This is a genomic window from Tepidimonas fonticaldi (genome assembly GCF_001675355.1).
Lineage (GTDB): Bacteria > Pseudomonadota > Gammaproteobacteria > Burkholderiales > Burkholderiaceae_C > Tepidimonas > Tepidimonas fonticaldi.
The window spans coordinates 23,560-29,656 of record NZ_LZDH01000014.1 but is presented as its reverse complement, the minus strand read 5'-3'; the positions used below and the strand labels follow the sequence as shown (position 1 = coordinate 29,656).

Genomic DNA, 6,097 nt, shown 5'->3' with positions numbered 1-6,097 from the left:
CTTGGGACCCGCCTTCGGCGCATACGGCTCGATGAGTGCGACCAACTCTGCCCACGGCACCACACGGTCCATCTGCTCCAAAAACGCACGCTTGCGGGTGCGCTTGGCGCGCAGCTCAAAGCCCGTATACATCGGCGCCTCCAGACTCATCTGCTTCATGTCGCTATTGTCCCATCCCGGCAGTCTGGCAGGAAGGTTTTGCAGACCTTCCTTAGCCGACAAAGACCCATTTCCAACATACTTTTGTATGGCGGATCTCCGTCAATCGGATTTGCACCAACATCAACAACCTCCGTTAGTCTCGCAGGCAACAACAAATCAAATAGCGCTTTATTCACAGTAACCTCACCTCAGATTAAATCACCCCATACTGCTTCTGCACCCACTCCCGATACGCCCCGCTTTGCACGCGCTGCACCCAGTCGGGGTGGTCCAGGTACCACTGCACGGTTTTGCGGATGCCGGTCTCGAAGGTTTCGGCCGGCTTCCAGCCCAGCTCGCGCTCGATCTTGCGGGCGTCGATGGCGTAGCGCCGGTCGTGGCCCGGACGGTCGGGCACATGGGTGATCTGCTCGCGGTAGGAGCGGCCGTCGACCCGGGGGCGCAGCTCGTCGAGCAGCGCGCAGATGGTGTGCACGATCTCCAGATTGGGCTTTTCGTTCCAGCCGCCGATGTTGTAGGTCTGGCCGGGCTGGCCGGCCTCCAGCACGCGGCGGATGGCGCTGCAGTGGTCGCGCACATACAGCCAGTCGCGCACCTGCTGGCCGTCGCCGTACACCGGCAAGGGTTTGCCGGCCAGGGCGTTGACGATCATCAGCGGGATGAGTTTTTCCGGAAAGTGGTACGGCCCGTAGTTGTTGGAGCAGTTGGTGGTAAGCACCGGCAGGCCGTAGGTGTGGTGCCAGGCGCGCACCAGGTGGTCGCTGGCGGCCTTGCTAGCGCTGTAGGGGCTGTTGGGTTCGTAGCGGTTGGTCTCGGCAAACGGGGGATCGTTGGGCCCCAAGGTGCCGTAGACCTCGTCGGTGCTGACGTGCAGAAAACGAAACGCCGCGCGCTCGGCATCCGGCAGGGCACTCCAATAAGCGCGCACCGCCTCCAGCAGGCGAAAGCTGCCCACGACGTTGGTCTGGATGAAGTCTTCCGGCCCATGGATGGAGCGGTCCACATGGCTTTCGGCCGCAAAGTGGAGCACCGCGCGCGGACGGTGCTGCGCCAGCAGCCGATCGACCAGGGCCCGGTCGCCGATGTCGCCCTGCACGAAGTGGTGGCGAGGGTCGCCCTGCAGGCTGGCCAGGTTCTCGCGGTTACCGGCGTAGGTGAGCTTGTCCAGATTGACGATCGGCTCGTCCGACTGCGCCAGCCAGTCGAGCACGAAGTTGCTGCCGATGAAACCGGCACCGCCGGTGACAAGAAGGGTCATGTGCGCGCCATCCTCTGCGGGGTCGAATGCGGCGAGAGCCCGCGCCGCGGTCGCGATTGTGGCATGGCGCCACCCGGAGCCAGGGACGGCGCCGCGCAGCGCCGGCTGGGGCGGATTGCAAAAAAGAACGAACGTTCGTATGATGCAGCCATGAGCACCGCCCAAACCGCCTTCGAGTCCGCCCTGGAGCGCGTCAAGACCCTGACCCAGCGCCCCGACAACGCCACCCTGCTGCAGCTCTACGCGCTGTACAAGCAGGCCACCGAGGGGGACAACACCACCGCCAAGCCCAGCCTGACCGACTTGGTGGCCCGCGCCAAGTGGGATGCGTGGAACAAAATCAAGGGCCTGAGCCGCGACGAGGCGATGCAGCGCTACGCGGATCTGGTGGACAGCCTGGAGTGATCCGCGCCGGCGGTCATGCCGGCACCCGGCGCACCTGCACCAGACAGTCGTAGAAGGTGGGCGCGCGGCCCAGGTCGGTCAGGGCCTGGCTGGTCAGTTCGTTGACGTTGGTGCCGTCCGCCCCCATTTTGCGCCACCAGATGCCCAGCCCCACCACCACGCCGCGGCGGGCCCGGCCATTGAGCCGCGCGCGCGTGCGGTGCCGACCCCGGTCGTTGAACACCTCCACCCAATCGCCATCGGCGATGCCGCGCGCAGCGGCATCCTCCGGGTGCATCTCCAGCAGCGGCTCGCCCTCGGCGTCGCGCAGCGACACGACGTTGACGAAGGTGGAATTGAGAAAATGCCGCGCCGGCGGTGAGATCATGGCCAGCGGATGGCGCGGATCGGTGCCCGGCGCCTCGTGGTTGGGCAGCACGGCGGGCAGTGGATCCAGCCCCTGAGCCGCCAGCCGGGGACTGGCCAGCTCGCATTTGCCGGACGGGGTGGGAAAGCCGCCCTCGGCAAACGGGGCTTCGGGCAGCGCCAGGGTGACATGGCCACGGGCGAGCAGGAGGTCGAAATCCACGGCCTCCCCGAAGGCTTGGCGGCACAGCGCCTCGTCATCGTCGGCAAAACAGGGGTCGTCGAAGCCCAGGCGCCGCGCCAGCTCGCGGAACACCCAGGTGTTGGGCCGCGCCTGCCCCAGCGGCGCGATGGCGGGGCGATTGAGCAACACGTCCGTGTGGCCGTAGCTCAGGTGGATGTCCCAATGCTCCAGCTGCGTGGTGGCGGGCAGCACATAGTCGGCGTAGTCCGCCGTGTCGGTACAAAACTGCTCCAGCACCACGGTAAACAGGTCCTCGCGCGCGAAGCCGCGCACCACCTTGGCGGATTCGGGCGCGACCGCCACGGGGTTGCTGTTGTAGACGATGAGGGCCTCGATGGCCGGGCCAAAGTCCGGCGACGCTGGGCGCAGCAGGTCGTCACCGATGGTGCTCATGTTGATGACGCGCGGCTGCGGGCAGGGGCTGCGCTGCAGCAGGTCGGGGCGAAAGAGCGCCTCGCGCCGCACCGGGTAGCTGCCGGAGCTGGACAGCAGCAAGCCGCCCGCCCGGTGGCGCCAGGCGCCGATGACCGCGGGCAGACACGCCACCGCCCGCACCGCGTTGCCGCCCCCGCGCACGCGCTGCATGCCGTAGTTGAGGCGGATGGCCACCGGCTCGCGCCGCTGCACGCAGGTGCCGATGTCGCGCGCCAGGGCCACGATCTGTTCCACCGGCACCCCGCAGACGGCGGCCGCGCGCTGCGGCGGCCACTCCAAGGCGCGTGCGCGCAGCGCCTCCCAGCCCAGGGTGTGGCGCTGCACATAGTCATGGTCCACCCAGTCGTGGACGATGCACTGCTGCATCAGGGCGTAGGCCAGGGCCGCATCGGTACCGGGCCGCAGCGCAAGGTGCTCGTGGCATTTCTCGGCCGTCTCGGTGCGGCGCGGGTCGATGCACACCAGCCGCGCACCGGCGCGCTTGGCCTGCTGCGCATAGCGCCAGAAGTGCAGGTTGCTGCCGACGCTGTTGCTGCCCCAGATCAGGATCAGCCGGCTCTCGGCAAAGTGCTCGACGCGCATGCCGACCTTGCCACCCAGGGTGGCCTCCAGCCCGGCCGCCCCCGCCGAGGCGCAGATGGTGCGGTCCAGCAGCGACGCGCCCAGCTGGTGAAAAAAGCGCGCGGCCATGCCCTCGCCCTGCACCAGCCCCATGGTGCCGGCGTAGCTGTAGGGCAGGATGGCCTGCGGATCGCGCGCGGCCAGCGCGCGCAGCCGCGCGGCGATGTCGTCGAGGGCGGCCTCCCACGTGACGGGCTCGAACCGGCCGCTCCCCTTGGGCCCGACGCGGCGCAGGGGTTGCAGCAGCCGCTCCGGGTGATACACCCGCTCCAGATAGCGGCTGACCTTGGTGCACAGCACGCCGCCCGTTTGCGCGTGGTCGGGATTGCCCTGCAACCGCACGGCGCGGCCGTCGCGCACGGTGGTCACGAAGGCGCAGGTGTCCGGGCAGTCGTGCGGGCAGGCGCCGTAAACGACGTGTTCGGCGGTGGGTTCGGCGCCTGGGATGGCGGGGGAAGCGGCAATGGCAGACATGGCCGCATGGTACGCGACCCACGCCGGCGCCCACGGCGGCGCAAATCGCGCTAGGATGCCCCCATGAAGCTGATCGAGCCCATCGTCGAACAGGCCGCAGCGATTGCGGCCATCCGCCGCGACCTGCACGCCCACCCCGAGCTGTGCTTTCAAGAGGTGCGCACCGCCGACCGGGTCGCGGCGCTGCTGACGGAGTGGGGCATCCCCATCCACCGCGGGCTGGGCACGACTGGCGTGGTGGGCATCGTGCACGGGCGCGACGGTGGCGCCTGCGGACGGGCCGTGGGGCTGCGCGCCGACATGGACGCGCTGCCGATGACGGAGCTCAACACCTTCGACCACGCCAGCCGGCATCCCGGACGCATGCACGCCTGCGGACACGACGGCCACACGGCCATGCTGCTGGCCGCCGCGCAACACCTGGCGCGGCACCGCGACTTTGACGGCACGGTGTATCTGATCTTCCAGCCGGCGGAAGAAGGCGGCGGCGGCGCGCGCGAGATGATCGCCGACGGGCTGTTCGAGCGCTTTCCCATGCAGGCGGTGTTTGGCATGCACAACTGGCCGGGGCTGCCCGTGGGGCGCTTTGCGGTCAGCCCCGGGCCGGTGATGGCCTCGAGCAACGAGTTCGCCATCACCCTCCACGGCAAGGGAGGGCATGCCGCCCTGCCCCACAACACGGTGGACCCCGTGCCCATCGCCTGCCAACTGGTGCAGGCCTTTCAGACCATCCTGACGCGCAACCTGCGGCCGGTGGAGCCGGGTGTGATCTCGGTCACCATGATCCACGCGGGCGAGGCGACCAATGTCATCCCCGACCGTTGCGAAATCCAGGGTACCGTGCGCACCTTCACGGTGGAGGCGCTGGATCTGATCGAGCGGCGCATGCGCGAGTTGTCCGAGCAGCTGTGCGCAGCGTTTGGCGCCCGCGCGGACTTCCGTTTCCGGCGCAACTATCCGCCCACCGTCAACAGCGCGGCCGAAGCGGCCTTTGCGGCCGACGTGATGCGCGACATCGTCGGCCCGGACGGCGTGGTGGCCCAGGAGCCGACGCTGGGGGCGGAGGACTTTGCCTACATGCTGCAGGCCAAGCCGGGGGCGTATGTCTTCATCGGCAACGGGGATGGCGCCCACCGCGGCACCTATGGCCCGGGCCACGACGCCGGCCCCTGCACCCTGCACAACCCGCGCTACGACTTCAACGACGAGCTGATCCCGCTGGGCGCCACCTACTGGGTGACGCTGGCAACCCGCTGGCTGGCGCGGACCGCCTGACGCCGCGGGTGTGGCCGGTCACGGCCGCACATCGGCGGTCGCCCACGCCGGGCTGGCCGCCCCGAAGCGGTTGCGCGCGATGGCCAGCAGGCCGTCGAAGATCAGCCCCTCGACCAGCTCGAAGGGCACCGTCATGTGCGGCGCCATCTTCCAGCCGGCACCGCCGGTCATCAGGCAGACCGGCTCGTGGCCCGTGTGGGCGCGCAGGTTATCCACCATGCGTTGCACCGCCCCGGCAATGGCAAAGGTGCCGCCGCTGGTAAGCGCATCGCTGGTGTTGGTGGGAAAGGCCCGCACCTCGCCGGTGGGCACGTGCAGGCCGGCCGTGCCGGACTCCAGCGCCCGCAGCATGATGCCGTGGCCCGGCAGGATGATGCCGCCCAGGAAGCGCCCCTCGGCATCGATCGCCTCGACCGTGACGGCCGTGCCGACCATCACGACCACGCAGGGCCGCGGCTCGCCGCGGGCCAGCAGCCGCTGGCGCGCCCCGATCATGGCCACCCAGCGATCGGGGCCCAGCCGGGCCGGGTGGTCGTAGCCGTTGATCAGCCCGGCCTCGGCATTGCCCGGCACCACCCATTGCACCGGCGCATCCCACAGTTCGAGCTGCTCCTCCACCCGGTGGCGCACCCCGGCGCCGGCGACGATGCTGCCCAGCACCCAGCGCGGCGCGCGCAGCGGGCGCCAGTCGCCCTCGGCCAGGGTTTCGATGTTTTCCAGAAACTGCACCCCGTGCGCGAGCAGCCGCGCCCCGGGGGCCGGCGCCTCGTACAGCGCCCATTTGAGGCGGGTGTTGCCCACGTCCAGCGCAAGCAGCGCGGTCGATTCGGTGGCGGCGGTGTCCGGCGCAGTCATCAAAACATCATAACGGCGTGGCT

5 protein-coding genes and 1 pseudogene are annotated in these 6,097 nt (G+C 69.2%); 2 read left to right on the top strand and 4 right to left on the bottom strand.

Annotation, left to right across the window (positions count from 1 at the left end):
- Positions 1–159, bottom strand: a pseudogene (locus A9O67_RS13360) (IS5/IS1182 family transposase); the annotation flags it as partial.
- A gap of 196 nt (positions 160–355) precedes the next feature.
- Complete coding sequence (gene rfbB, locus A9O67_RS02780; RefSeq protein ID WP_068607163.1) at positions 356–1,420, bottom strand: dTDP-glucose 4,6-dehydratase; 1,065 nt, start codon at positions 1,418–1,420, stop codon at positions 356–358.
- A 150-nt stretch (positions 1,421–1,570) separates the two neighbouring features.
- Here rfbB and A9O67_RS02775 point away from each other — a divergent pair, with 150 nt between their 5' ends.
- On the top strand, positions 1,571–1,825 hold the full coding sequence (locus A9O67_RS02775) for an acyl-CoA-binding protein (protein WP_068607161.1): 255 nt from the start codon (positions 1,571–1,573) through the stop codon (positions 1,823–1,825).
- 13 nt (positions 1,826–1,838) lie between these two features.
- Here the strand turns inward: A9O67_RS02775 and A9O67_RS02770 are convergent, their stop codons facing one another.
- A complete protein-coding gene (locus tag A9O67_RS02770) occupies positions 1,839–3,944 on the bottom strand; it encodes a molybdopterin-containing oxidoreductase family protein (protein WP_068607159.1) in 2,106 nt (701 codons plus the stop codon).
- 63 nt (positions 3,945–4,007) lie between these two features.
- Here A9O67_RS02770 and A9O67_RS02765 point away from each other — a divergent pair, with 63 nt between their 5' ends.
- Positions 4,008–5,219, top strand: a complete 1,212-nt coding sequence (locus A9O67_RS02765; RefSeq protein ID WP_068607158.1) for a M20 aminoacylase family protein — start codon at positions 4,008–4,010, stop codon at positions 5,217–5,219.
- A gap of 18 nt (positions 5,220–5,237) precedes the next feature.
- Here A9O67_RS02765 and A9O67_RS02760 read toward each other — a convergent pair whose 3' ends face one another.
- Positions 5,238–6,074 (bottom strand): type III pantothenate kinase, encoded by an 837-nt coding sequence (locus A9O67_RS02760; protein ID WP_068607156.1) that lies wholly within the window; start codon positions 6,072–6,074, stop codon positions 5,238–5,240.
- Positions 6,075–6,097 lie beyond the last annotated feature (23 nt).

Excerpts from the sequence above, each read along its gene's own strand:
- A9O67_RS02770 (WP_068607159.1), bottom strand. The coding sequence starts at position 3,944 with ATGTCTGCCATTGCCGCTTCCCCCGCCATCCCAGGCGCCGAACCCACC.
- A9O67_RS02765 (WP_068607158.1), top strand. The coding sequence starts at position 4,008 with ATGAAGCTGATCGAGCCCATCGTCGAACAGGCCGCAGCGATTGCGGCC.
- A9O67_RS02760 (WP_068607156.1), bottom strand. The coding sequence starts at position 6,074 with ATGACTGCGCCGGACACCGCCGCCACCGAATCGACCGCGCTGCTTGCG.
- A9O67_RS02775 (WP_068607161.1), top strand. The coding sequence starts at position 1,571 with ATGAGCACCGCCCAAACCGCCTTCGAGTCCGCCCTGGAGCGCGTCAAG.
- rfbB (WP_068607163.1), bottom strand. The coding sequence starts at position 1,420 with ATGACCCTTCTTGTCACCGGCGGTGCCGGTTTCATCGGCAGCAACTTC.